Source organism: Streptomyces sp. NBC_00425, assembly GCF_036030735.1.
Classification (GTDB): Bacteria; Actinomycetota; Actinomycetes; order Streptomycetales; family Streptomycetaceae; genus Streptomyces.
In genome coordinates this window covers 6,762,709-6,787,248 of the sequence record NZ_CP107928.1, presented here as the reverse complement: position 1 = coordinate 6,787,248, position 24,540 = coordinate 6,762,709, and the positions used below count along the sequence as shown (strand labels likewise).

The window sequence follows — 24,540 nt, the reverse complement described above, 5'->3', positions numbered from 1 at the left end:
CCCAGGTTCCCCCAGGGCATGAATTTCAGGTAACTCGGCCATGTAGGTCGCCGAGTACCCCGCGTTGTCGTGAGCAGGCCCGAGAAGGCAGGATGACCGCATGACGCACGCGATGCTGAAGGGGTCGAACGTCCCGCTGAAAGCCACCACGGTGCGCGCCGTGCTGCGCTGGACCCCCGGGCAGGGGGTCCCGGACGTCGATGCCTCCGCGCTGCTCCTCGGTCTCGACGGCCGTGTGCGCTCCGACGAGGACTTCGTCTTCTACAACCAGCCCCGGCACCCCTCCGGGAAGGTGTGGCGGCTCGGCAAGAAGCGGGTCGCCGAGGGCCTCACCGACACGATCCAGACCGATCTGTCCGGTGTCGAGTCCGGCGTCGGCCGTATTCTCCTGACCGCTTCGGCGGACGGCGTCACGTTCGACCACGTACGTTCCCTCACCATCGCGCTGTACGACGCGACGACCGACGGCGAGCCGCTGGCCACCTTCGACATCCGCCCCGAGACGGGCCAGGAGACGGCCCTGATCTGCGGCGAGCTGTACCGGCGCGGCGACGGCTGGAAGTTCCGCGCGCTGGGCGAGGGCTACTCCAACGGCCTCAAGGGGCTGGCCACCGACTTCGGCATCTCGGTCGACGAGTCCGAGGAGGCCGACGCCCCGGAGGCCGCCACGCCGGCTCCGCAGACGGCCGGCCTGTCGCAGCCGCTGCCGCCGGAGCGGCCCACGTCGGCCGTTTCCCCGCAGCCGCCCGCCTACGGCTACCCGGCCAGCCTGCCGACCTACGGCTACGGCTACCCGGACGGCTCGTTCCGGCTGCCGCCGCAGGGACCGCAGTTCGTCGGACGCTGAGGACGCCGAGGACGCCGAGGACGCCGAGGGCGCCCAGGTCGCCGAGGAGGCCGAGCGGCCGAAGGCTCCGGGTGGTCCCCCGGGGGCCGTCCCCTACCGCTCGGCCTTGGTCTTGTAGCCGCGCCCCCACTGCAGCCCCCACCCGTACAGCCGGTCCAGCTCCGCCTGGAAGCCGTAGACGAACCGCACCTCGCGTCGCACCATCAGCTCGCCCTTGACGTTCTCGATCATCACCACCGCGCAGGAGCGGGCCTGGGGGTGCCGCTCGTCGAGGCCGATCTCGATCCGCGGCCCGTTGCTCGGGTACAGCGTGACGATCGCGTGGGTGCGGTCGAAGGCCGGCGTCTGGTCGTAGATGTACACGAAGACGAGCAGCCGCTTGATCTCGTCGCGGTGGTCGAGGTTGACGTACATCGTCTCGCCGGACGCCGACCCGAACCGGTCGTCGCCGCTGAGCTTGACGTACGGCGCCGCGTTCACGTCCCCGAGCAGTCCGCCGAGCGGCTGCACGACGCCCTTCGTCCCGTCGGCCAGCTCGTACAGACAGCCGAGGTCGAGGTCGACGTTGACCATGCTCTGGCTGTGCCCGACGACCTCCGGCGGCCGCAGCGCCTTGAAGGGGTGGCGCAGCAGGCTCTCCCGCTGGGGGCCGCCGATGTCGGACGTCCGCATCCGCCAGGCCAGGTTGACGCGCAGGTTGCCGGTGGCGGCCCCCTGCTTGGTGAGGGAGACCTGGCTGTGCCGTTTGGTCAGCTCTATCGCGTTCGTGGCCGCGTTGCCCGAGTCGAAGTCGGTCGCGCGGCTGCCCAGGAGCCCGTCGAAGATGCCCATTCCCCGCCCCCACGTCCCATGATGAAAACCGGCGGGGCGGCCGTGGAGGACAGTTTCCTCACCGGCCGCCCCGCTCAGAGCGTTCCTCCCGCAGAAGGTGATCACACCCCGGACGAGACCTCAGTCTTCTCGTCCGAGCCCTGGGCTTTTCCCTCTGCCGCTGCCAGCGCCTTGTTGCGGCGCACGGAGGACCAGAACGACCAGGCGATCAGGACCACGCCGACGAGGCCGGTGATGACCTCGTTGATCTGGTACTGGATGGTGACCATGAGGATCACGGCGAGAGCGCCGATCGCGTAGTGGGCGCCGTGCTCCAGGTAGACGTAGTCGTCGAGGGTGCCCTGGCGGACCAGGTACACGGTGAGGGACCGGACGTACATGGCGCCGACGCCGAGGCCGAGGGCCATCAGGACGATGTCGTTGGTGATGGCGAAGGCGCCGATCACGCCGTCGAAGGAGAAGGACGCGTCCAGGACCTCGAGGTAGAGGAACATGAAGAACGCTGCCTGGCCGGCGAGGACGACCGGCGAACGCTTCTTGCCGGTGCGCGCGGCCTCTTCCTCCTCCTCGTGCTCCCGCTCCTCCTCTTCCTCGAGCTTGTCCTCGAAGTAGCCGGAGAGACCGCCGACGACCATGTACGTGATCAGGCCGGCGATGCCGGAGATCAGGACCGTCTCCGCCTTGTCGACGTGCGCCCCGCCGTGCTGGTGGGCGTGGGTGGCGAAGGTGAAGGACGTGATCAGCAGGACGATCAGCGCGATGCAGACCGACAGCATGTCGACCTTGCCGAGCTTGGCGAGCGGGCGCTCGATCCAGCGCAGCCACTGGATGTCCCGGTCCTCGAAGATGAAGTCCAGGAAGATCATCAGCAGGAACATGCCACCGAACGCGGCGATCGACGGGTGGGCGTCGGTGACGAGCTGCTGGTACTGGTCCTTGTCGTTGAGCGCGAGGTCGACCGCGTCGATCGGACCGATCTTGGCGCTGATGGCGACGATGACGACGGGGAAGACCAGCCGCATGCCGAAGACCGCGATCAGCACGCCGACGGTGAGGAAGATCTTCTGCCAGAAGGCACTCATCTTCTTCAGGATCCCGGCGTTGACCACCGCGTTGTCGAACGACAGCGAGATCTCCAGGATGCAGAGGATCGCCACGATGCCGAGCGCCTCCCACCCCCCGTAGAAGGCCGCTGCGACGAGGCCGAGCGCGGTGATCGCGAACGACCAGCCGAAAGTTTTCAGAAGCACTGGCTACCCAATCCTGTGTTGGGGGTCCCCCCAGACGGATCTGAGGGCGGGTTTCCCCCGCGCCGTACTCGGCTTTACGAAACGTTGACTTCCAGCTGCGAAGTCTAAGGGTCGACTGCTCCGTATGGGGCGGGCGGGCCCCGTACCGATCGGTAGCCGGCCTCCGTGCGGCATACGGGACCTAGGAGACGTTCACCCCGAAGTCGAGCGCGATGCCCCGCAGACCCGACGCGTACCCCTGTCCCACGGCCCTGAACTTCCATTCGCCCTGGTACCGGTACAGCTCGCCGAAGATCATCGCGGTCTCCGTGCCGGCGTCCTCGCTGAGGTCGTATCGGGCGAGCTCCTGGCCGTCGGCCTGGTTGACGACGCGGATGAACGCGTTGGAGACCTGACCGAAGGTCTGGCCCCGCTCATCGGCCATGTGGATGGAGACCGGGAAGACGATCTTGTCGCACTGCGGCGGCACCTTGAGGAGGTTCACGATCAGCGACTCGTCGTCGCCCTCGCCCTCGCCGGTCAGGTTGTCGCCGGTGTGCTCCACCGAGCCGTCCGGGCTCTGGAGCTGGTTGTAGAAGACGAACCACTCGTCCCCCATGACCCGCCCGCCGGTGCACAGCAGGGCGCTGGCGTCCAGGTCGAAGGCGGCTCCGGTGGTGGAGCGCGCGTCCCAGCCGAGTCCGACCATCACCTGAGTGAGGTTCGGCGCGGCCTTGGACAGGGAGACGTTGCCCCCCTTGGCGAGCGTGACGCCCATATTGCTGGTCCTCCCCTAGGTCGTGCTCAGGCAGTCTCTTCGGTTGTCCTGCACTCCCCCCAAAGGGGGACCCCCAGGCGCCGCCCGCGAACGGTGCGGCGCCTGGGGTCGGACGATCGGGTGACTCGGGTTGTGCGGGTGTCTCAGACGTTGACGCCGAAGTCCTGCGCGATGCCGCGCAGACCCGAGGCGTACCCCTGGCCGATGGCACGGAACTTCCACTCCGCGCCGTGCCGGTACAGCTCGCCGAAGACCATCGCGGTCTCCGTGCTCGCGTCCTCGCTGAGGTCGTAGCGGGCGATCTCGGCGCCGCCGGCCTGGTTCACGACGCGGATGAACGCGTTGCGGACCTGGCCGAAGGACTGCTGGCGGTTCTCCGCGTCGTAGATCGACACCGGGAAGACGATCTTGTCGACGTCGGCCGGGACCGTGGCGAGGTTGACCTTGATCGCCTCGTCGTCGCCCTCGCCCTCACCGGTGGTGTTGTCACCGGTGTGCTCGACCGAGCCGTCGGGGCTCTTCAGGTTGTTGAAGAAGACGAAGTTGGCGTCGCTGGCGACCTTGCCGGCGTTGTTCACCAGCAGCGCACTGGCGTCCAGGTCGAAGTCGGTGCCGGTCGTGGTGCGGACGTCCCACCCCAGACCGACGATGACCGCGGTCAGGCCCGGGGCCTCCTTGGTCAGCGATACGTTGCCGCCCTTGCTGAGGCTGACTCCCACGAACTCCTCCATTGGTTTCTGGGGCGGGGAGCCCCGTGATGCGTCGGATATCGGATCAACGTGTCGATCCTAGTGACGGGTTCCCGAAGCACGCAGGCCCTGGGGCCGAAGAATCACAGGGTGTCGAGCGCCTTGACGTACTCGCCGAGGTCGCGGGCGTCCGGCAGGGCGTTGACGACCGTCCAGCGCACGACGCCCTCCTTGTCGATGACGAAGGTGCCGCGCACCGCGCAGCCCTTGTCCTCGGCGAAGACGCCGTAGGCACGGGACACCTCGCCGTGCGGCCAGAAGTCGCTCAGCAGCGGGTACTCCAGGCCCTCCTGCTCGGCGAAGACGCGCAGGGTGTGGATCGAGTCGTTGGACACGGCGAGCACCTGGGTGTCGCGGTCGGCGAACTGCGGCAGGTGGTCGCGCACCTCGCACAGTTCCCCGGTGCACACACCGGTGAAGGCGAAGGGGTAGAAGAGCAGGACGACGTTCTTGTCGCCCCGGAAGTCGGAGAGCCTCACGGCCCGGCCGTGGTTGTCCTTGAGCTCGAAGTCGGGGGCCTTGTCGCCGACCTGGATCGCCATCGCCTGGATGTCCCTTCGGGTGGGGCTGTCTGGGTGAGACCCACCCTACGCAGCGGCCGCCGAAAGCCGACGGACGGGCCGAAGGCGTGAGCCCGGCCCGTCCGCACGTCACATCACTTCTTGGACTTGGCCGCCTTGGGCGTCACCAGCCGGCTGCCGCTCCAGTCCTTGCCGACGCTGACGCTCTTGCTGGCCGACAGACCCGCAGTCGTCGCGGCTTCGGAGATGTCGCTCGGCTCCACGTATCCCGTACGGCCGGTCTTCGGCGTCAGGAGGAGGATCGACCCGCCTTCCTCGATGTACGTGGTGGCGTCCACCAGCGCATCCGTCAGGTCTCCGTCATCGTCGCGGAACCAGAGCACCACGGCGTCGGCGACGTCGTCGTAGTCCTCGTCCACCAGATCGCTGCCGATGACTTCCTCGATGGACTCGCGGAGCTCCTGGTCGACGTCGTCGTCGTAGCCGATCTCCTGGACCACCTGCTCGGGCTGGAAACCCAGCCTGACGGCAGGGCTGGTCCGCTCCTCCGCGTGGTCCGCGGTCGCGCTCACGGGTTGCCTCCTGATCTTGATTCGGATGGGGTTCCCCCGGACCCGTCCAGGGCTGGGGGGAATCTCAGCCACGCGCGTGCGCGAGGCATTGGCCGTAGTCCACACGGACGGGACGGATCGCGCAAGTACCCGGCGGTTCGGACCGCCGAAACGGTGACGATCCTGGCCGTCTCGACGCAACCCCAGGCACACGATGCGGACGAATGGTGACGTACACCACACCTATCTGCCCTGTTTGCGCATTTGAGAACCATCCAAGGGTACGAGATGCGAACGGGCTGCTGTTACCTAGGGGTAGAGATGACGTTTGCGGCGCCTAGGTAGACGATGGGGCGGTGCAGGCGCCCGGGAGCCAGGCGGAGCCATCCGCGTGACGCCCGGGAGACCCCGAGCGAGACCCATAAAACCCCACCCAGCCCCACACAGCCCCTCTGACAGGTAAGGAACAGCGTGGCTTCCGGATCCGATCGCAACCCGATCATCATTGGCGGCCTTCCGAGTCAGGTTCCTGACTTCGATCCCGAGGAAACCCAGGAGTGGCTCGACTCCCTCGACGCCGCGATCGACGAGCGCGGCCGGGAGCGGGCCCGCTATCTCATGCTGCGCCTGATCGAGCGAGCGCGCGAGAAGCGCGTGGCCGTGCCCGAGATGCGCAGCACGGACTACGTCAACACCATCCCCACCAGGGCCGAGCCGTTCTTCCCGGGCAACGAGGAGATCGAGCGCAAGATCCTCAACGCGACCCGCTGGAACGCGGCCGTGATGGTGTCCAGAGCCCAGCGGCCGGGCATCGGCGTGGGCGGCCACATCGCCACCTTCGCCTCCTCGGCGTCCCTCTACGACGTCGGCTTCAACCACTTCTTCCGCGGCAAGGACGAGGGCGACGGCGGCGACCAGGTCTTCTTCCAGGGCCACGCCTCGCCGGGCATCTACGCGCGCGCGTTCCTGCTCGACCGGCTCAGCGAGGACAACCTCGACGGTTTCCGCCAGGAGAAGTCGAAGGCGCCGCACGGGCTGTCCTCGTATCCGCACCCGCGTCTGATGCCAGACTTCTGGGAGTTCCCGACGGTGTCGATGGGCCTCGGCCCGATCGGCGCGATCTACCAGGCGCGGATGAACCGCTACATGCACGCGCGCGGGATCGCCGACACGTCGAAGTCGCGCGTGTGGGCGTTCCTCGGGGACGGCGAGATGGACGAGCCGGAGTCGCTCGGCCAGCTGACGATCGCCGCACGTGAGGGCCTGGACAACCTGACCTTCGTGGTCAACTGCAACCTCCAGCGGCTCGACGGGCCGGTGCGCGGCAACGGCAAGGTCATCCAGGAGCTGGAGTCGGTCTTCCGGGGCGCCGGCTGGAACGTGATCAAGCTGATCTGGGACCGGTCGTGGGACCCGCTGCTCGCCCAGGACCGCGACGGCACCCTCGTCAACCGGATGAACACCACGCCGGACGGTCAGTTCCAGACGTACGCCACCGAGTCCGGCTCCTACATCCGGGACCACTTCTTCGGCGACGACCACCGGCTGCGCGCGATGGTCGAGGGCATGACCGACGACCAGATCCTGCACCTGGGCCGCGGCGGTCACGACCACCGGAAGATCTACGCGGCGTTCAAGGCGGCCGTGGAGCACACCGGTCAGCCGACGGTCATCCTCGCCAAGACGGTCAAGGGCTGGACGCTGGGCCCGAACTTCGAGGGCCGCAACGCCACGCACCAGATGAAGAAGCTGACGGTCGCCGACCTGAAGGGCTTCCGCGACCGGCTGCACCTGCCGATCTCCGACAAGGAGCTGGAAGGCGGCGTGCCGCCGTACTTCCACCCCGGCCGGAACTCGGAGGAGATCCAGTACATGCACGACCGCCGCAAGAGCTGCGGCGGCTACGTCCCGACCCGCGTGGTGCGCTCGAAGCCGCTCGCGCTGCCGGACGACAAGACGTACGCGAGCGTGAAGAAGGGCTCGGGTCAGCAGTCCATCGCGACGACCATGGCCTTTGTGCGGCTCCTCAAGGACCTCATGCGGGACAAGGAGCTCGGCAAGCGGTTCGTGCTGATCGCGCCGGACGAGTACCGCACCTTCGGCATGGACTCGTTCTTCCCGAGTGCGAAGATCTACAACCCGCTCGGCCAGCAGTACGAGTCGGTCGACCGCGAGCTGCTGCTGGCGTACAAGGAGTCGCCGACGGGTCAGATGCTGCACGACGGCATCTCCGAGGCGGGCTGCACGGCCTCCCTGATCGCGGCGGGATCGGCCTACGCCACACACGGCGAGCCGCTCATCCCGGTCTACGTCTTCTACTCGATGTTCGGTTTCCAGCGCACCGGCGACCAGTTCTGGCAGATGGCGGACCAGTTGGCGCGCGGTTTCGTCCTGGGGGCGACCGCCGGGCGTACGACCCTGACCGGTGAGGGACTCCAGCACGCGGACGGCCACTCGCAGCTGCTCGCCTCGACCAACCCGGGCTGCGTCGCCTACGACCCGGCCTACGGTTTCGAGATCGCGCACATCGTGCAGGACGGGCTCCGCCGGATGTACGGCAGCTCGGCCGAGCACCCGCACGGCGAGGACGTCTTCTACTACCTCACCGTCTACAACGAGCCCATCCAGCACCCCGCCGAGCCGGCGAACGTGGACGCCGAGGGCATCCTCAAGGGCATCCACCGCTTCAGCGAGGGCACCTCGGGGTCGATCCCGGCGCAGATCATCGCGTCCGGGGTGGCCGTCCCGTGGGCGGTCCAGGCGCAGAAGATCCTCGCCGAGGACTGGAACGTCAAGGCCGACGTCTGGTCCGCGACCTCATGGAACGAGCTGCGGCGCGAAGCCGTCGAGGTCGAGCGGCACAACCTGCTGCACCCCGAGGAGGAGCAGCAGGTGCCGTACGTGACGCGCAAGCTCTCCGGGGCCGAAGGGCCGTTCGTGGCCGTCTCGGACTGGATGCGGTCGGTGCCGGACCAGATCGCCCGCTGGGTGCCGGGCACCTACCAGTCGCTGGGCGCGGACGGCTTCGGCTTCGCCGACACCCGCGGGGCGGCGCGCCGCTTCTTCCACATCGACGCCGAGTCGGTGGTGGTGGCGGTGCTGACCGAGCTGGCACGGGAGGGCAAGGTCGACCGGTCGCTGCTGAAGCAGGCCATCGACCGGTACCAGCTGCTGGACGTCTCCGCGGCGGATCCGGGGGCCGCCGGGGGCGACGCGTAGCCCCCGCACGACCCGAGCACGACGTCGAGCACGACCCGAGCACGACGTGAGCACGACCTGAGCACGACGTGAGCGGACGAAGGGCGGTGGAGTCTTCGGGCTCCACCGCCCTTCGGGCTTCACCGCCCTTACCCGTTCTTTACGATGCGACCATGCACGAAGGAACGGCGCAGCCCCGGTGGGACCGGCAGGACCGGTGGGAGCAGTGGACGCAACGGCCCTTGCTGGCCCTCGCCGTGATGTACGCCGTCGCCTACGCGGTGCCGATCGTGGACACCTCGGCCGGCCGCTCGACGACGGTGGTGTGCACCGCGGTGGAGTGGACGGTGTGGGGGACGTTCGCCGCGGACTATCTGATCCGGCTGGCGCTGACGACCGGGCGACGGCGGTTCGTCCGCACGCACTGGCTGGACCTGTGCGCGGTCGTGCTGCCGCTGCTCCAGCCGTTGCGGCTGCTGCGGCTGGTCTCGACGCTGCTGCTGGTGGGCCGGCGGGCCCGGATGGCCTCGCAGATCCGGATGACGACCTATGTCGTGGGCGCGGTCGTCGGACTGCTGATGTTCGGATCGCTCGCGGTGCTGTCGGTCGAGCGCGAGTCGCCGGGCGGGAACATCCGGACACTGGGTGACGCGCTGTGGTGGTCGTTCACCACGATGACGACCGTGGGATACGGCGACCACTCGCCGACCACCGGCCTGGGGCGGATCATCGCCGTCGGACTGATGCTCTCCGGGATCGCTCTGCTGGGTGTGGTCACCGCGAACATCGCCGCGTGGTTCATCGAGCGCTTCGAGAAGGACGACGTCGAGGAACGCGCGCAGACGGAGGCTATCCTGGCGTTGACGGAGGAGGTGAGGGCGCTGCGGAGCGAGGTCGCGGCACTGCGGGACGGCGCCCGGAAGGCCCCGCCCCTGACCGCCGGCCACCCGCCCCACTAGCCCGGAGCCGAAAGCCGCCCCGTCGGCCGGGAGCCGCCCCGGAGACGGTCGCCACGGCGACCGCTCGACGGTCGCAGGGCAGGGACCGCAGGCCGGGGCGGGCCGGAGATCGGCGCGGGGCCGGGAATCGGGCCGGGCCGCAGGCCGGGGTCAGAGCAGCCCGTTGCCCGTGCCCGCAGCTCCCGCCAGCCAGACGAGGGCCAGCAGGGTGTCGATCGCGCCGAGGACGACCGCGACCAGGGCCGGTACCGGGCGGGGGCCCGCCCAGCTGCGGCCCATGGCCAGCCAGCCGCAGACGATCGCCGCGGGGCCGAGGACGATCCCCAGCGCGAAGAATCCGGCGACCGCGCAGACGAGGCCGATGATGCCGAGCGTCGCACTGTCCGGCCCTCCCCCAGTCTCGGCTTCGCTCGACCGGGGGGACCCCCATCCTGACCTGGTGCGGCCAGGCGAGCGGGGGTACCTGCGGGCGCCGTTTCCGAATCCGGCCATCGTCAACTCCCTGGATTCCGGGGATGTTTCGATGAATCGGGTAACCCGTGAAACGCGGTCCATGCCCTGCGGCCGCCGGGCGGTCGGCGCGCTGTCCCCCTCCGACAGCGCGCCACAGCCCTGGCAGGCCCTGCCATCCGGAGGGCTTGACCCACTGTGACCTGTGACGCGTGCCGAAGGCGAGAAGCCTTTAGCGCTGTCACCCTGATAGGGGAAAAGTCGCCGAAATCCCGTCAGATGTGACCGACGCCCGCGCCCGCCTCCGCGTTCTCGCCGCGCTTGGTGAGCAGCGCGACGAAGACGGCGACGACCGCCACCCCGGCCGCGACCAGCGAGGCCAGGCTCATACCGGAGATGAACGTGTCGTGGGCGACGTCCGCGATCTTCGCGGCGACCGCCTCGGGGGTGCCCTTGGCCACCGGCGCCACGCCGACCTGGACCGCCTCCGAGGCCTGCTCCAGCTGCGCGGGGGTGAGCTCGGGCAGGCCCGCGTCCTTCCAGTTGGCCGGCAGGTCGCCGTCCACCTTGGAGGCCATCACGGCGCCCAGCACGGCCGTGCCGAGGCTGCCGCCGATCTGCATGGCGGCCTGCTGGAGACCGCCCGCCACGCCCGACAGCTCCATCGGGGCGTTGCCGACGATGACCTCGGTCGCGCCGACCATGACGGGGGCCAGGCCGAAGCCCAGCAGCGCGAACCACACGGACATGACACCGCTGCCGGTGTCCGTCTCCAGCGTGGACATGCCGTACATGGCGATCGCGGTGGCCGCCATGCCGCCGGCCAGCGGGATGCGCGGGCCGAGCTTGGTGATCAGCACGCCCGCGACCGGGGAGCCGACGATCATCATGCCGGTCAGCGGAAGCAGGTGCAGGCCCGCGTCGATGGGGCTCATGCCGTGCACGTTCTGGAGGTAGAACGTCACGAAGAACAGACCGCCCATGAAGGCGATCGCCATCAGCACCATGAGGACCACGCCCGCCGACAGCGGGACCGACCGGAACAGCGCCAGCGGGATCAGCGGCTCCCGCACCTTCGACTCCCACACGGCGAAGGCCGCGAAGAGCACGGCGGAACCGAGCACGAACGCCCATGTCCTCCCGTCGCCCCAGCCCCAGGCCGGAGCCTTGATCAGGGCCCAGACGAGGCAGAACATCGCGCCGGAGAGCAGGGCGATGCCGGGGACGTCGAAGGATCGCGGGGCGTTCTCCGCGCGGTGGTCGAGCAGGATCAGCACGCCCAGCACCAGGGCGAGGGCGCCGACCGGCACGTTGATGAAGAACACCGACTGCCAGTTGACGTGCTCGACGAGGACGCCGCCGAGGATCGGACCGCCGGCGGTGGAGGCGCCGATGACCATGCCCCACAGGCCGATGGCCATGTTGAGCTTCTCGGCCGGGAAGGTCGCGCGCAGCAGGCCGAGCGCGGCCGGCATGAGCAGGGCGCCGAACACGCCTTGGAGCGCCCGGAAGGCGACGACCGCGCCGATGCTGCCGGACAGGCCGATCGCGCCGGAGGCGGCGGCGAAGCCGACCACGCCTATCAGGAACGTCTGGCGGTGGCCGAAGCGGTCGCCGAGCTTGCCCGCGGTGATCAGGGAGACCGCGAGGGCGAGGAAGTAGGCGTTGGTGATCCACTGCACCTCGGCGAACGTGGCGCCCAGGTCACTGGCGATGGCCGGGTTGGCGATGGCCACGATGGTGCCGTCGAGGGCCACCATCATGACGCCGACGGCGACGGTGACGAGGGTGAGCCACGGGTGGCCGCGCAGCCCCTTGGCGGGCGGTCCGTCCGACCGGTCCGTCGGCGCCTTGCCTCCCGGACCCGTCGAGTCGATGGTGGTCTGACTGGTCATGCGTTCGAGGCTAGTGACAGCCACTGACAATTGACAAACGAGTTCACAAGTCGGTAACTGACACTTATGGCGACGACACTGCGCGAACGCAAGAAACAGCGCACCCGGGACGCGCTGCTGCGGACCGCCGTAGAGCTGTTCACCTCCCAGGGGTACGACGAGACGACCGTCGACCAGATCGCCGAGGCGGTCGACGTCTCGCAGCGCACCTTCTTCCGGTACTTCGCCGGCAAGGAGGAGGCCGCGCTCGCCCTGGTGGAGATGACGGTGGACCGGTTCGTGGAGGCGGTGCGCGAACGCCCGCCGCACGAACCGCCGTTGGAGGCGCTGCGGCAGGCCGTGCTGGACGGCTGGCACTCGATCAACGAGGTCGTGGAGTCGGTCGCGCCGGTGGAGCAGTACCTGCGCATGTACCGGGTGATCGAGTCGACGCCGGTGCTGCTCGCCGCGCATCTACGGCGGTCCACGGAGGTCGAGGAGGACCTCGCCGGGGTGATCGCCGAACGCGAGGGGCTCGACGTGGACGCCGATCCCCGGCCCCGGCTGGCGGTCGCCGTGTTCAGCGGCGTGATGCGGGTGACGGAGCGACAGTGGTCCACCGGCGACGACTTCAGCCTGGAGGGGATCCGCGCACTGACGGCGGAGTACCTCGACGGGGTGGGACCCGCACTGCTGGGGGACTGGCGCACGGCCTGAACGCCCCCGGGCGCAAGGCCTGAGGGTCTATATGACCATTCCCACGCCCAACGAAACGTGATCCCGGTCACTTGGGTCACTCGAGACCGTCTCGTTCTCCTAGTGTGTCCTTTCAGTGACTTCCTTCGACACCTCCCCGCAACTCGGCGTCTGGCGCACCCTCGCCACTCTGGCCGTGGTGTTCGTGATGCTGGCGACCACCGGTTGGACCGCCGTCCGCCAGCAACGGGACGCCAGCGCCCTGCACACCTCGCGTTCCGCATGGGAGCACGGCCGGCTCGCCGGCCGTGCGCTGCCGGACCTCGACTCCGGCCCCGCGCGGCTCGCCCGCTTCTTCTCCTCGCTCACCGCGGCGCAGCGCACCGCGCTCACGCAGGAGTACGCGCTCACCGTCGGCAACATGAACGGCGCCCCCACCCGGCTGCGCTATCGCGCCAACCGCCTCGCGCTGCTGCGGCAGGCGGCGATCGAGCGGACCCGGACGCACGACAGCCGACTCTCGCCCGCCGGGCAGCAGTTGGCCGAACGCCGGATGCACCGCTACGAGGCGCTGAGCGCCCCCGGCCGGCAGATCCTCGCCTTCGACCCGGAGGGCTCGGGCCGGGCCGCCGAGGTGTTCGGCGGCCTCGACGAGGCGGACCGGATCTCGATCGTCGTCCCCGGCGTCGACACCGACCTGCTCACCTTCCAGCGCACCAACCGCAAGTACTCGGCGCCGGTCGGCATGGCCCAGGCGCTGTACGCGCAAGAGCGCGAGGCGAGCCCCTCGACGCGCACGGCCGTGATCGCCTGGGCCGACTACACCTCCCCCGACGGACTGGGCATCGACTCGGCCACCGCGATGCGCGCCGTGAACGGCGCCGTCCGGCTCAACGCCCTCGTCGACGCGCTGCCGGGCAGCGCGCCCGTGGCGATGTTCTGCCACAGCTACGGCTCCGTGGTCTGCGGGGTCGCCGCACACACGATGCCCGAGCGGGTGACCGACATCGCGGTGGCGGGCAGCCCCGGGATGCGCGTGGAGAACGCCGCCGAACTGGGCACCGACGCCCGGGTGTGGGCGATGCGGGACGCCGACGACTGGATCCAGGACGTGCCGCACCTGGAGGTCGGCGGCCTCGGGCACGGCGAGGACCCTATGGCGCGGGAGTTCGGCGCGCGGGTGCTGTCGGCACGGGAGGCCAAGGGTCACGGCGGCTACTTCGAACCGGGGACCGACAGCCTGCGCAATTTCGCCGAGATCGGCACCGGCGCGTACGGCTCGGTGGAGTGCGCCCACGACGATGACGACTGCACGACGGATTTGTCCGACACGCCGAAGGCCGGACGCGCGTAGAGACGCAGGAATTGCGGTGCGCGCGGGGAGGGGACGAAGAATGGGTGTCCCGCATACGATGAGCCGCATGGGTGACGTACTGGCCGGATTTCATGCCGCCTGGGAGTTCGATTCCGACTCCGTCCTCATCCGTCACGAACGAGGGCTGCGCACGCCCAAGCTGCTGTCGGCGCTGGGAGAGCGCCGGATTCCGACGGCGGCCATCGCCCGGGTGACGCTGACCCCGGGACGACGGGGGACGGTCGTGCTGCGTGCGGAGCCGCGGCCCGGCGCCGATCCGCTGATGGAGGCGGCCGCGGGGCAGCTGAAGGAAGGGTGCGATCCGTACCGGCTGGTGCTGCCCGCCGAACGGGAGACGCTCGCCGAGTACTACGCAGACGAACTGCGGGCGAGGCTGACCGGGTCCGGTCCCGCGGACCGCTTCCTGGTGGACGCCCCCGAGGGGCCGCTGTCGTTCAAGGCGTACGACGGCAAGGCCTCGTTCGACGGGCGCACGGTGCGCTTCCGATGGTTCTGGACGGGCGCGTCGTCGGCGAAGTGGAAGGCCGGCGACCAGAGTTTCGCCCTGTCCGAGCTGACCGGGGTGGAGTGGCGCTCGCCGGAGCTGTTCGAAGGGCATCTGCGGCTGCTGCGCGGCGAGCCCACCACGGAGCCGGCCGACCAGGACCCGGCGACGGTCGTCTTCGGACTCGGCTACGGGCCGGTCCACGAGTCGCTGCCGTTCGCGGCAGCGGTCCTGGCGGCCGTGCGCAACCGGGGGCCCGCGGCCATGGTGCCGGCCACGGTCCCCCGTCGCGATCCCTCCGACATCGCCGAACGCATCCGTCACCTCGGGGAGCTGCACCGCGCCGGACTGGTCACCGACGAGGAGTTCTCCGTGAAGAAGGCGGAGCTGCTGTCGGAGCTGTGATCACTCGCGGCCGGCGGACGCGAACGACATGTCCGCGTAGCGGTCGCCGGCCACCTTGCCCGCGATCGGCTCCAGCAGCTCCAGTTCCCGCCCCGTCAGCTCGACGGCGGTCGCCGCCGTGTTCTCCTCGACCCGGCCCGGCCTGCAGGTGCCCGGGATGGGGACGACCGGCAGGCCGTGCACCCGGGACCGCTGCTGGACCCAGGCCAGGGCGATCTGCGCCGGTGTCACGAAGTGGGCCTCGGCCACCTCGCGGATCGGCTCCAGGAGCGCGGCGTTGGCGGCCGCGTTCGCACCTTGGTAGCGGGGCTGGCGGCGGCGGAAGTCGCCGTCGGTCAGGTCCTTCGCGGCGTCGGCGAAGGAGCCCGTGAGGAACCCCCGGCCGAGCGGCGAGTACGGCACCAGCGTCACGCCGAGCTCGCGGGCCGCCGGCACGACCTGCGCCTCGATGTCGCGGCTGAACAGCGACCACTCCGACTGGACGGCGGCGATGGGGTGCACGCCGTGCGCGGTCCGCAGCTCGGCGGCGGTCACCTCGCTCAGACCGAGCTGCTTCACCTTGCCCTCGCGCACCAGCTCGGCCATCACGCCGACGGTGTCCTCGATCGGCACGCTCACATCGCGTCGGTGCATGTAGTAGAGGTCGATGACGTCGACGTCCAGGCGCCGCAGGCTCGCTTCGACGGCCTCGCGGATGTAGGGGGCGTCGTTGCGGATGACGCGCCGGGTCGGGTCGTCCGGCGGGATCGACAGGGCGAACTTCGTCGCGATCACGACCTCGTCGCGGTGCGCCTTGAAGAACGGGGAGAGGAACCGCTCGTTCTCGCCCGCGCCGTACGCGTCCGCCGTGTCGTAGAGCGTGACGCCGAGTTCGAGGGCGCGCTCCAGGGTGGCCCGGGACGCGTCGGCGTCCCGGGGGCCGTACGCGAAGCTCATCCCCATGCAACCGAGCCCCTGGACGCCGACCTCGGGGCCGTGCTCGCCGAGTGGTGCCGTCGGTATCCTGCGGTCGGTCATCGGGCGGTCCTTTCGCCTTCGGGGACGCGGGTGGCGTCCGCGTAGAACATGATCTTCCGGTCGAGCACGGCCAGCGTGTCCTGGAGTTCGGCGATCCGGGCCCGGACGTCCCGCCGGGTCGCCTCGAGAAGCTCGTGCCGCTCGCCGAACGTGCTCTCGCCCTCGCGCACCAGCTCGGCGTACCGCACCATGTCGGCGACCGGCATGCCGGTCAGCCGCAGCTTGCCGACGAGGTCCAGCCAGTCCAGGTCGCGGTTGCTGTAGCGACGCTGGCCGGTGTGCGAGCGGTCGATGTGGGACATCAGCCCGATCCGCTCGTACCAGCGCAGGGTGTGGGCCGTGAGCCCGGTGAAGGCCACGACCTCGCTGATCGTGTAGCTGTCCTGTCCGTCGGGGCGCGGGTGCCGCGGGGGTGGCGCGGAGCAGACGTCTGCGGGGCTCGGGGTTTGCTCGATGGTCACGGGCGTGGTCTGCAACACCGTCATGGCCACCACGCTATGGCCTTGGAGTGCGCTCCAAGCAAGCGAAACCGGTAAGAAATCCGGGCGACGCGGTGAGATCGCGCCGGTTAGCGTGCGGGCATGAGTCTCGTACGCCGTGCCCTGCCCGAGGACGCCGCGGAAGTGCTGCGGCTGCGCCAGGTGATGATCGACTCGGTGTCCCCGGGCGACGTGTCCCCCGGGGGCCCGGCGGGCGGGTCGGCCGGCGGGTCCGTGGACTGGCACGCCGAGTCGCTGCCCACGCTGCGGGCGCGACTGGCCGATCCGGACGGGGACTTCGCGGCCTTCGTCGTGGAGCACCCGGAGCGGCCCGGGGCGCTGGCCGCGCTGGTCGTGGGGACCATCGAGTACCGGATCGGCCGGTCCCTGAACCCGCACGGGACCATCGGCTTCGTCTTCTCCGTCGCCACCGATCCGGACGCCCGCCGACGCGGGTACGCACGCGCGTGCATGGACGAGCTGCTGGCGTGGTTCCGGGCGCGGGGAGCCGCACAGGTCCACCTCACCGCGTCCGCCGACGCCGCGCCGCTGTACGCGTCGCTCGGCTTCCGCCCCAAGCCGGACCCCTTGATGGAGCTGCTGCTGTGAGCCGCGCGGAGCGGACGGCATAGGCTCGTCGGCATGTCGCTGAAGAGTCTCGCGTTGATCGACAACTGGCCGGTTCCCTCCGCCTCGGCAGGCGTCGTCCGGGCCGACGGCACGGTCCTCGGGACCCACGGCCCGGTCGGCCGGCGCTTCCCGCTGGCCTCGGTCACCAAGCCGCTCACCGCGTACGCCGCCCTCGTCGCGTACGAGGAGGGCGCGGTGGAGCTGGACGAGCCCGCGGGACCGGCCGGTTCCACGGTGCGTCATCTGCTCGCGCACACCTCCGGGCTGGCCTTCGACGAGCACCGCACGACCGCGGCCCCGGGTGAGCGGCGGCTGTACTCCAACGCCGGTTTCGAGCAGCTCGGCGACCACATCGCGAAGGCGGCGGACATCCCGTTCGCGGAGTACCTGCGGCAGGCGGTGCTGGAGCCGCTGGGGATGACGCAGACCTCCCTGGAGGGCTCGCCGGCCAAGGACGGCGTGTCGACCGTCACGGACCTGCTGCGGTTCGCGGCCGAGCTGCAGTCGCCGCGGCTGCTGGATCCGCGGACGGTGGCGGCGGCGATGACCGTGCAGTACCCGGGGACGAAGGGCGTCCTGCCGGGGTACGGGCACCAGAACCCCAACGACTGGGGGCTCGGCTTCGAGATCCGCGACTCCAAGTCGCCGCACTGGACGGGTGGTTCGTCGTCGCCGCGCACGTTCGGGCACTTCGGCCAGTCCGGCACGTTCCTGTGGGTGGACCCCGAGGCGGGCGTCGCGGCCGTCGCGCTCACCGACCGCGCCTTCGGACCGTGGGCCGTCGAGGCCTGGCCGCCGTTCACGGACGCGGTGCTGGCCGAGGTGTAGTCGCCGCGGGCGGGCGGGCCATCTCCCAGACCAGCAGCTCGGCGCTGCTCAGCCCCACGGCCTCGAGGTCCTCGGCGTCCGTGACGCGGGCCGCGTCGCCCGGTCCCAGCTTCTCGCCGTCCAGCCGCACCTCGCCGCGCACGACGTGCACGTAGACGTGCTCCGCGTCCGGGACGGCCGTCCGCTCCCCCGCGCCGAGGCGCCGCACGTGCAGCATCGCGCCGGACTCGGGGACGGCGTACGGGGTGGCGTCGGCGATGCCGCGGACGATGTCGTAGGACGGGTCGCCGCCGGCCACCAGCGGGGCCAGCCACATCTGCACGAAGGCCAGCGGGACGTCGGCGTCGTTGCGTTCCACGTGGCGTACGCCGGCCGCGGAGCTGAGCCGCTGCACGTCTCCGGCGCGGACCCGCGTCTCGTGGCCGGCCGAGTCGCGGTGGGTCAGCTCCCCCTCGATCACCCAGGTCACGATCTCGGTGTGGCTGTGGGGATGCTCGTCGAAGCCGGCGCCGGGCGCGAGGCGTTCCTCGTTGCAGGCGATCAGCGCGCCGAAGCGGAGGTTGTCGGGGTCGTAGTGGGGGCCGAAGGAGAAGGCGTGCCGGGTGTCGATCCCGGCCGACCGGTCCCCGCCCCGAAAGCGCTCGTCGGCGCGCCGTACGTCCATCACGCGACCACGGTAGACCCGTCGGCGGGCCGTAGGGGCCGGGCCGCGACGGGCGCGCGGGGGAAAGGTCCGGGAGCCGATCGGAAGCGGGCCGGAAGCGGGTCGGGGGCGGACCGTCCGGCCGCGACAGGACGTCCCCACCTGCGACCCGGCGGCACACGCCGCCGCCCCGATGAGGCAGTCTTGTCCCGTGCCCGAACCCGAAACCAGTCATCCCGAACCCGCGGCGCACGCCGTCCACTCCCACCCCGCGACGCTGAAGCGGCTGGTGAAGTCCTCCGGGAGCCTCGCCGCCCAGGCCATCGCGAGGATGGACGAGACACTGCCGTGGTACCGGGCGATGCCACCGGAGAACCGTTCCTGGATCGGGCTGGTCGCCCAGGCGGGCATCGCCGCCTTCACCGAGTGGTTCCGGCATCCGGACGCCCCGCAGGCCATCTCCACGGATGTCTTCGGCACGGCGCCGCGCGAGCTGACCCGGGCCATCACGCTGCGCCAGACGGTGGAGATGGTGCGCACCACCATCGAGGTCATGGAGTCCGCGATCGACGAGGTCGCGGCCCCCGGTGACGAGAACGTGCTGCGCGAGGCGCTGCTGGTGTACGCCCGGGAGATCGCGTTCGCCACCGCACAGGTCTACGCCCAGGCCGCCGAGGCCCGCGGCGCCTGGGACGCCCGGCTCGAGTCGCTCGTCGTGAACGCCGTCCTCAGCGGCGAGGCCGACGAGGGGGCCGTGAGCCGGGCCGCCGCGCTCGGCTGGAACTCGCCGGAGCACGTGTGCGTCGTCCTCGGCACCGCCCCGGACGGCGACTCGGAACTGACCGTGGAGGCCATCCGGCGGGCCTCGCGGCACTCCAAGCTCCAGGTGCTCACCGGGGTCCTCGGCTCCCGGCTGGTGGTGATCGCCGGCGGCAGCGACAACCCGCTGGCCGTCGCCAAGTCCCTCATCGGGCCGTTCGCCGCCGGCCCGGTGGTGGCCGGGCCCGTCGTGCCCGACCTGCTCGCCGCGACCCGGTCCGCACAGGCCGCCGCGGCCGGGCTCAAGGCGTGTTCCGCCTGGCAGGACGCACCCCGGCCGGTCCTGGCGGACGATCTCCTCCCGGAGCGCGCGATCGCCGGCGATCCCGGCGCGCGCGAGCAGTTGGTGGAGGAGATCTACAGACCGCTGGAGGAGGCGGGGTCGGCGCTCCTGGAGACGCTCTCCGTCTATCTCGAACAGGCGTCCAGTCTCGAAGGGGCCGCCCGGATGCTCTTCGTGCATCCGAACACCGTGCGCTACCGGCTTCGACGTGTGACTGACGTCACCGGGTGGTCGCCTTCGGATGTACGCTCCGCGTTCACGCTCCGGATCGCGCTGATCCTGGGGCGTCTGGTCGATGGAGATCCTCAGAGCTAGCTTTTTGTCGGGGGTCCACAAAACCCCCTGCCGTTCTTCGTCCCTGTCCCCACGGGCGGCTTCGGCCGTCCCCAAGAGAGAGTGTGAGAGTGCTCGTACTCGTCGCTCCCGGCCAGGGCGCCCAGACGCCCGGCTTCCTGACTCCCTGGCTCGACCTTCCCGGTGTCGAGGACCGTCTGCGTGCCCTGTCGACGGCCATCGATCTCGACCTGGTGCACTACGGCACGAACGCCGACGCGGACGAGATCCGCGACACCGCGATCGCCCAGCCGCTGCTCGTGGCGGCCGGGCTCGTCTCCGCCGCGGCGCTCGGCGACATCACGCCCGGCGCCGTCGCGGGCCACAGCGTCGGCGAGATCACCGCGGCCGTCTTCGCGGGCGTCCTCGACGACACCGCCGCGCTGGGCCTGGTCCGCAGGCGCGGCCTGGCCATGGCCGACGCCGCCGCGATCACCGAGACCGGCATGTCCGCGCTGCTCGGCGGCGACCCCGAGGTCTCCGTCGCGCACCTGGAGAAGCTGGGGCTGACCCCGGCGAACATCAACGGCGCGGGCCAGATCGTCGCCGCGGGCACGCTGGAGCAGCTCGCCGCGCTGAACGAGGACAAGCCGGAGGGCGTCCGCAAGGTCGTTCCGCTGAAGGTCGCCGGCGCGTTCCACACCCGCCACATGGCGCCGGCCGTCGAGTCCCTGGCCAAGGCTGCCGCGGAGCTCGCCCCGGCCGACCCGACGGTCCGTTACGTCTCCAACAAGGACGGGCGGTCCGTGTCCACCGGCGCCGAGATCCTGGACCGGCTGGTCGGCCAGGTCGCCAACCCGGTCCGCTGGGACCTGTGCATGGAGACCTTCAAGGAGCTCGGCGCGACCGCGCTCATCGAGGTCTCCCCCGGCGGCACCCTGGTCGGCCTCGCCAAGCGCGCCCTGCCGGGCGTGAAGACGCTGGCGCTGAAGACCCCCGACGATCTCGACGCCGCTCGCGAGCTCATCGCCGAGCACGGCGTCGCCTGAGGAGCCCTGATGGCGAAGATCAAGCCCAGTAAGGGCTCCCCGTACGCGCGCATCCTCGGCGTCGGCGGCTACCGGCCGACCCGGGTCGTGCCCAACGAGGTGATCCTGGAGACGATCGACTCGTCCGACGAATGGATCCGTTCGCGCTCCGGCATCGAGACCCGGCACTGGGCGAACGACGAGGAGACCGTCGCCGCCATGTCGGTCGAGGCGTCCGGCAAGGCGATCGCCGACGCCGGCATCACCGCCGAGCAGATCGGCGCGGTGGTCGTCTCGACCGTCTCGCACTTCAAGCAGACCCCGGCCGTGGCAACCGAGATCGCCGACAAGCTCGGCACCAACAAGGCCGCCGCGTTCGACATCTCGGCCGGCTGTGCGGGCTTCGGCTACGGCCTGACCCTCGCCAAGGGCATGGTGGTGGAGGGTTCCGCCGAGTACGTGCTCGTCATCGGCGTGGAACGGCTGTCCGACCTCACCGACCTGGAGGACCGTGCGACGGCCTTCCTGTTCGGCGACGGCGCGGGCGCGGTCGTCGTCGGTCCGTCCGACGAACCGCACATCGGCCCGACCGTGTGGGGCTCGGAGGGCGACAAGTCCGAGACCATCAAGCAGACCGTGCCGTGGAACGAGTTCCACGTCGGGGACGTCACCAAGCTCCCGCTCGACAGCAAGGGCAACGTCAAGTTCCCGGCGATCACGCAGGAGGGCCAGGCGGTCTTCCGCTGGGCCGTGTTCGAGATGGCGAAGGTCGCCAAGGAGGCGCTGGACGCCGCCGGCATCACCGCCGACGAACTGGACGTCTTCATCCCGCACCAGGCCAACGAGCGGATCATCGACTCGATGGTGAAGACTCTCAAGCTGCCGGAGACCGTCACGGTCGCCCGTGACGTGCGCACCACCGGCAACACCTCGGCCGCCTCGATCCCGCTCGCGATGGAGCGGCTTCTGGCGACCGGTCAGGCGAAGAGCGGCGACACCGCGCTCGTCATCGGATTCGGGGCGGGTCTCGTCTACGCAGCCACTGTCGTTACCCTCCCCTAGGCACTCCGTGCCGGATCATCCGGTCCGGGACGGGAAACACCCCCAGCCACACCCTCTGGAAAAGCAAAGAAGGAGCGCCACATGGCCGCCACTCAGGAAGAGATCGTCGCCGGTCTCGCCGACATCGTGAACGAGATCGCCGGCATCCCGGTTGAGGACGTCCAGCTGGACAAGTCCTTCACCGACGACCTGGACGTCGACTCGCTGTCCATGGTCGAGGTCGTCGTCGCCGCCGAAGAGCGCTTCGACGTCAAGATCCCGGACGAGGACGTCAAGAACCTCAAGACCGTCGGCGACGCGACGAGCTACATCCTCAAGCACCAGGCCTGATCTACCGATCACCTGGGCTGAACTGCCCCGCCACCCGGCGGTGGCGCCGTTCTCCCCGCTGAGGCGGGGGCAGTCCTCCTCGCAACGTTGGAGAAAGAATCCGTGAGCCCGACCAATCGCACCGTGGTCGTCACCGGTATCGGCGCAACCACACCGCTGGGTGGCGACGCAGCCTCTACCTGGGAGGGCCTCGTCGCCGGCAAGTCCGGCGTCAGGGCACTGTCCCAGGAGTGGGCGGCCGATCAGGCCGTCAAGATCGCGGCCCCGGTCGCGGTGGAGCCCCTCGAGGTCATTCCGCGGCCGCAGGCCCGCAAGCTGGACCGCTCGGCGCAGTTCGCGCTGATCGCGGCCCAGGAAGCCTGGAAGGACGCCGGGTTCTCCGGCAAGGCCGGTGAGGACGGCAGTGACGGCAAGGTCGACCCCGACCGGCTCGGCGCGGTCATCGCCTCCGGCATCGGCGGCGTGACCACCCTGCTCGACCAGTACGACGTGCTGAAGGAGAAGGGCGTCCGCCGCGTCTCCCCGCACACCGTGCCCATGCTGATGCCGAACAGCCCGTCCGCCAACGTGGGTCTGCTCGTGGGCGCCCGCGCGGGCGTGCACACGCCGGTCTCGGCGTGCGCGTCGGGCGCGGAGGCCATCGGCTACGCCATCGAGATGATCCGCACGGGCCGCGCCGACGTCGTCGTGGCCGGCGGCACCGAGGCGGCGATCCACCCGCTGCCCATCGCCGCGTTCGGCAACATGATGGCGATGTCCAAGAACAACGAGAACCCGCAGGCCGCCTCGCGTCCCTACGACGTCGCCCGCGACGGCTTCGTCATGGGCGAGGGCGCCGGTGTGATCGTCCTGGAGTCCGCGGAGCACGCCGCCGCGCGCGGCGCCCGGGTGTACGCCGAGGCCGTAGGCCAGGGCATCTCGGCCGACAGCCACGACATCGTGCAGCCGGAGCCCGAGGGCCGCGGCATCGCGCACGCCCTGCAGAACCTGCTGGACAACACCGACCTGAACCCGGCGGAGATCGTGCACGTCAACGCGCACGCCACCTCCACGCCGGCCGGTGACGTGGCCGAACTGAAGGCGCTGCGCAAGGTCTTCGGCGACGACGCGGACCACTTCGCGGTCTCCGCGACCAAGTCCATGACCGGTCACCTGCTGGGCGGCGCGGGCGGCGTCGAGTCCGTCGCCACGGTCCTCGCGCTGTACAACCGGATCGCCCCGCCCACCATCAACGTCGAGAACCTCGACCCCGAGGCCGAGGCGAACGCGGACATCGTGCGCGGCGAGGCGCGCAAGCTGCCCGTCGAGGGCCGTATCGCCGCCCTGAACGACTCGTTCGGGTTCGGCGGGCACAACGTCGTCCTGGCGTTCCGGACGGTCTGATCCGCGCCGTCCACGCGAAGTGGCCCGGACCCCTACGGGGTTCGGGCCACTCGGCGTCGGAGGGCCGGCCGCGCTCCGGCGGGGCTGATCGCACGGTTTCACGCGGCCCCCGGGAGAGGGGGCGGGTCACACCACCTGGTGCAGCCAGCGCACCGGGGCTCCCTCACCCGCGTGCCGGAACGACTCCAGCTCGTCGTCCCACGGTTTGCCGAGGAGCTTGGAGAGTTCGGCCTCGAGGTCCGTCTCGCCGCGCCGGCTGCGCAGCAGGGCGGCGCGCAGCCGGTCCTCGGGGATCAGGATGTCGCCGTGGATGCCGGTGACGGCGTGAAAGATGCCCAGGTCGGGGGTACAGCTGTAGCGCTCGCCCTCGGCCGTGGCACAGGGCTCGGCGGTGACTTCGAAGCGCAGCATCTGCCAGCCGCGCAGCGCGGAGGCCAGCTTGGAGGCCGTGCCGGCCTCGCCCTTCCAGGAGAACTCCGAGCGCCAGGTGCCGGGCGCGGCGGGCTGCCGGATCCAGTCGAGGCTGACGCGTGTGCCGAGCACCCCGGCGACGGCCCATTCGACGTGCGGGCACAGCGCGCGCGGCGCGGAGTGCACGTACAGAACTCCACGTGTCGTCACCGGGACCTCCGGGCAGAGCGGGACAGTCTTGCAGGCTGACAGGGCGGCGGTGGCAGGCAGCCGCGCTGATGGCGAGGCTACCGTGCGGCGGCGCAAGGAGTGTGACGTACCGTCGGTCCCAGTGCCGTGAAACGTCCGCCTTTCACTCGGCAGGACGCCTGTGCGGGCATGGAGCGTTCCCTCTTGTGGGTGTCATT

General features: G+C 70.4%; 25 protein-coding genes. 13 read left to right on the top strand and 12 right to left on the bottom strand.

Features of this window, described 5'->3' with window-relative positions; all coding sequences use genetic code 11:
- The first annotated feature begins 100 nt into the window (after positions 1 to 100).
- Positions 101 to 847, top strand: coding sequence for a TerD family protein (locus OHS82_RS29710; protein WP_328434922.1), 747 nt, complete (start codon positions 101 to 103; stop codon positions 845 to 847).
- 93 nt (positions 848 to 940) lie between these two features.
- Here the strand turns inward: OHS82_RS29710 and OHS82_RS29705 are convergent, their stop codons facing one another.
- From OHS82_RS29705 to OHS82_RS29680, 6 genes are all read right to left on the bottom strand, one after another.
- Positions 941 to 1,678, bottom strand: a complete 738-nt coding sequence (locus tag OHS82_RS29705) for a TerD family protein (RefSeq protein WP_057583043.1) — start codon at positions 1,676 to 1,678, stop codon at positions 941 to 943.
- A 101-nt stretch (positions 1,679 to 1,779) separates the two neighbouring features.
- Entirely contained in the window at positions 1,780 to 2,928 is a 1,149-nt protein-coding gene (locus OHS82_RS29700) for a DUF475 domain-containing protein (RefSeq protein ID WP_057583041.1), read from the bottom strand.
- Positions 2,929 to 3,109: 181 nt separating this feature from the next.
- Positions 3,110 to 3,685: a TerD family protein gene (locus OHS82_RS29695; protein WP_057583039.1), complete on the bottom strand. Its 576-nt coding sequence runs from the start codon at positions 3,683 to 3,685 to the stop codon at positions 3,110 to 3,112.
- Positions 3,686 to 3,828: 143 nt separating this feature from the next.
- Positions 3,829 to 4,404, bottom strand: coding sequence for a TerD family protein (locus OHS82_RS29690; RefSeq protein ID WP_057583419.1), 576 nt, complete (start codon positions 4,402 to 4,404; stop codon positions 3,829 to 3,831).
- A 113-nt stretch (positions 4,405 to 4,517) separates the two neighbouring features.
- A complete protein-coding gene (locus OHS82_RS29685; protein WP_057583037.1) occupies positions 4,518 to 4,976 on the bottom strand; it encodes a peroxiredoxin in 459 nt (152 codons plus the stop codon).
- A 113-nt stretch (positions 4,977 to 5,089) separates the two neighbouring features.
- Positions 5,090 to 5,527, bottom strand: coding sequence for a DUF3052 domain-containing protein (locus OHS82_RS29680; RefSeq protein WP_057583034.1), 438 nt, complete (start codon positions 5,525 to 5,527; stop codon positions 5,090 to 5,092).
- Between the two features lie 450 nt (positions 5,528 to 5,977).
- Here OHS82_RS29680 and aceE point away from each other — a divergent pair, with 450 nt between their 5' ends.
- Together aceE and OHS82_RS29670 are read left to right on the top strand one after the other, a co-directional pair.
- Positions 5,978 to 8,725, top strand: coding sequence for a pyruvate dehydrogenase (acetyl-transferring), homodimeric type (gene aceE, locus OHS82_RS29675; RefSeq protein WP_328434921.1), 2,748 nt, complete (start codon positions 5,978 to 5,980; stop codon positions 8,723 to 8,725).
- A gap of 152 nt (positions 8,726 to 8,877) precedes the next feature.
- Positions 8,878 to 9,663, top strand: coding sequence for a potassium channel family protein (locus OHS82_RS29670; protein WP_328434920.1), 786 nt, complete (start codon positions 8,878 to 8,880; stop codon positions 9,661 to 9,663).
- 150 nt (positions 9,664 to 9,813) lie between these two features.
- On the opposite strand, the gene OHS82_RS29665 is transcribed toward OHS82_RS29670, so the two are convergent.
- Together OHS82_RS29665 and OHS82_RS29660 are read right to left on the bottom strand one after the other, a co-directional pair.
- Positions 9,814 to 10,155, bottom strand: a complete 342-nt coding sequence (locus tag OHS82_RS29665) for a hypothetical protein (protein ID WP_057583029.1) — start codon at positions 10,153 to 10,155, stop codon at positions 9,814 to 9,816.
- 233 nt (positions 10,156 to 10,388) lie between these two features.
- Entirely contained in the window at positions 10,389 to 12,008 is a 1,620-nt protein-coding gene (locus tag OHS82_RS29660) for an MFS transporter (RefSeq protein ID WP_057583027.1), read from the bottom strand.
- A gap of 66 nt (positions 12,009 to 12,074) precedes the next feature.
- Here OHS82_RS29660 and OHS82_RS29655 point away from each other — a divergent pair, with 66 nt between their 5' ends.
- The 3 genes from OHS82_RS29655 to OHS82_RS29645 all read left to right on the top strand — a co-directional run bounded on the left by OHS82_RS29655 (position 12,075) and on the right by OHS82_RS29645 (position 14,947).
- A complete protein-coding gene (locus tag OHS82_RS29655) occupies positions 12,075 to 12,704 on the top strand; it encodes a TetR family transcriptional regulator (RefSeq protein WP_057583025.1) in 630 nt (209 codons plus the stop codon).
- A gap of 115 nt (positions 12,705 to 12,819) precedes the next feature.
- Positions 12,820 to 14,037, top strand: coding sequence for an alpha/beta hydrolase (locus OHS82_RS29650; RefSeq protein WP_057583023.1), 1,218 nt, complete (start codon positions 12,820 to 12,822; stop codon positions 14,035 to 14,037).
- Positions 14,038 to 14,095: 58 nt separating this feature from the next.
- Positions 14,096 to 14,947, top strand: a complete 852-nt coding sequence (locus OHS82_RS29645; protein ID WP_057583021.1) for a DUF4429 domain-containing protein — start codon at positions 14,096 to 14,098, stop codon at positions 14,945 to 14,947.
- Here OHS82_RS29645 and OHS82_RS29640 read toward each other — a convergent pair whose 3' ends face one another.
- On the bottom strand, positions 14,948 to 15,964 hold the full coding sequence (locus OHS82_RS29640) for an aldo/keto reductase (protein WP_328434919.1): 1,017 nt from the start codon (positions 15,962 to 15,964) through the stop codon (positions 14,948 to 14,950). It lies immediately after the preceding gene.
- Complete coding sequence (locus tag OHS82_RS29635) at positions 15,961 to 16,449, bottom strand: MerR family transcriptional regulator (protein WP_057583016.1); 489 nt, start codon at positions 16,447 to 16,449, stop codon at positions 15,961 to 15,963. The genes OHS82_RS29640 and OHS82_RS29635 overlap by 4 nt, the downstream gene beginning before the upstream one ends.
- A gap of 96 nt (positions 16,450 to 16,545) precedes the next feature.
- Between OHS82_RS29635 and OHS82_RS29630 the strand changes: the two genes are divergently transcribed.
- Together OHS82_RS29630 and OHS82_RS29625 are read left to right on the top strand one after the other, a co-directional pair.
- Positions 16,546 to 17,052: a GNAT family N-acetyltransferase gene (locus OHS82_RS29630; RefSeq protein ID WP_328434918.1), complete on the top strand. Its 507-nt coding sequence runs from the start codon at positions 16,546 to 16,548 to the stop codon at positions 17,050 to 17,052.
- 33 nt (positions 17,053 to 17,085) lie between these two features.
- The gene (locus tag OHS82_RS29625) at positions 17,086 to 17,901 is read left to right on the top strand and encodes a serine hydrolase domain-containing protein (protein ID WP_057583012.1); all 816 of its coding nucleotides are present in this window, start codon (positions 17,086 to 17,088) and stop codon (positions 17,899 to 17,901) included.
- On the opposite strand, the gene OHS82_RS29620 is transcribed toward OHS82_RS29625, so the two are convergent.
- Positions 17,873 to 18,565, bottom strand: a complete 693-nt coding sequence (locus OHS82_RS29620) for a pirin family protein (protein WP_107105346.1) — start codon at positions 18,563 to 18,565, stop codon at positions 17,873 to 17,875. The genes OHS82_RS29625 and OHS82_RS29620 overlap by 29 nt on opposite strands.
- A 190-nt stretch (positions 18,566 to 18,755) precedes the next feature.
- On the opposite strand from OHS82_RS29620, the gene OHS82_RS29615 reads away from it, so the two are divergent.
- From OHS82_RS29615 to OHS82_RS29595, 5 genes are all read left to right on the top strand, one after another.
- Complete coding sequence (locus OHS82_RS29615) at positions 18,756 to 19,961, top strand: PucR family transcriptional regulator (RefSeq protein WP_057583007.1); 1,206 nt, start codon at positions 18,756 to 18,758, stop codon at positions 19,959 to 19,961.
- A gap of 89 nt (positions 19,962 to 20,050) precedes the next feature.
- Positions 20,051 to 20,968: an ACP S-malonyltransferase gene (locus OHS82_RS29610; RefSeq protein WP_057583005.1), complete on the top strand. Its 918-nt coding sequence runs from the start codon at positions 20,051 to 20,053 to the stop codon at positions 20,966 to 20,968.
- Between the two features lie 9 nt (positions 20,969 to 20,977).
- Complete coding sequence (locus tag OHS82_RS29605; RefSeq protein WP_057583003.1) at positions 20,978 to 22,009, top strand: ketoacyl-ACP synthase III; 1,032 nt, start codon at positions 20,978 to 20,980, stop codon at positions 22,007 to 22,009.
- 81 nt (positions 22,010 to 22,090) lie between these two features.
- Positions 22,091 to 22,339: an acyl carrier protein gene (locus OHS82_RS29600; protein ID WP_057583001.1), complete on the top strand. Its 249-nt coding sequence runs from the start codon at positions 22,091 to 22,093 to the stop codon at positions 22,337 to 22,339.
- Positions 22,340 to 22,441: 102 nt separating this feature from the next.
- Positions 22,442 to 23,722 (top strand): beta-ketoacyl-[acyl-carrier-protein] synthase family protein, encoded by a 1,281-nt coding sequence (locus tag OHS82_RS29595; protein ID WP_057582999.1) that lies wholly within the window; start codon positions 22,442 to 22,444, stop codon positions 23,720 to 23,722.
- Between the two features lie 126 nt (positions 23,723 to 23,848).
- Here OHS82_RS29595 and OHS82_RS29590 read toward each other — a convergent pair whose 3' ends face one another.
- Positions 23,849 to 24,343 carry a DUF3145 domain-containing protein gene (locus OHS82_RS29590; RefSeq protein ID WP_057582997.1) on the bottom strand — a complete coding sequence of 165 codons (495 nt, stop codon included), beginning with the start codon at positions 24,341 to 24,343 and terminating at the stop codon, positions 23,849 to 23,851.
- Positions 24,344 to 24,540: the final 197 nt, after the last annotated feature.